The sequence below is a fragment of the Novosphingobium mangrovi genome (assembly GCF_022818885.1).
Classification (GTDB): Bacteria; Pseudomonadota; Alphaproteobacteria; order Sphingomonadales; family Sphingomonadaceae; genus Novosphingobium; species Novosphingobium mangrovi.
The window spans coordinates 1-698 of record NZ_JALHAT010000088.1 but is presented as its reverse complement, the minus strand read 5'-3'; the positions used below and the strand labels follow the sequence as shown (position 1 = coordinate 698).

Below are 698 nucleotides of genomic sequence, written 5' to 3'. Positions count from 1 at the left end.
GAAGTTCTGATTCAAGCCTGCCTTTTGGAAGGGCAAGCATGGATCGCGGCGACCTGAGCGACGCAGAATGGGAATTGATCGGGCCGCTGCTTCCGCCCGAGCGAGGCAGGCATGCGCGCCCGGCCGGAGATAACCGGCTCTATCTCAATGGAATGCTTCACGTCCTGCGAGTTGGCTGCCCCTGGCGCGATATGCATGAGCGCTACGGGAAGTGGAACTCGGTCTACGTCCGGTTCCGGCGCTGGGCCGAACAAGGCGTCTGGGATGCCATGCTGCAGACCCTGGTCGATCTGGGCCTGACCGACGACTGGCAGCACATGATCGACAGCACCACGGTTCGCGGCCATGTCTCGGCCGTGGGCGGAAAAGGGGGGCTTGTGCGCAGGCTTTTGGTCGATCACGCGGCGGCTTTACGTGCAAGGTCCACGCCCGCTGCGACAATCAAGGCCTCCCTCTCGGCTTCCACCTGACGGGCGGCGAGGCGTCCGATTACGGCGGTGTCGATAGCCTCATGGCCATGCCGGTGCCAAAGCCCGCCGCCTTGCTTGCTGACAGAGGCTATGATGGCGACCGCTTCCGCGAGAACCTGCTCCTGAGCAACATTTTGCCGGTCATCCCGCCGCGTTCGAACCGCAAGGCACCAGAGCATCCGAACTATCGACGCTATCGAGATCGCAATCGCGTCGAGCGCATGTTCG

The 698-nt window shown here is 63.0% G+C and carries 1 pseudogene; it reads left to right on the top strand.

Annotation, left to right across the window (positions count from 1 at the left end):
* Positions 1-38 precede the first annotated feature (38 nt).
* Positions 39-698, top strand: a pseudogene (locus MTR65_RS20105) (IS5 family transposase); the annotation flags it as partial.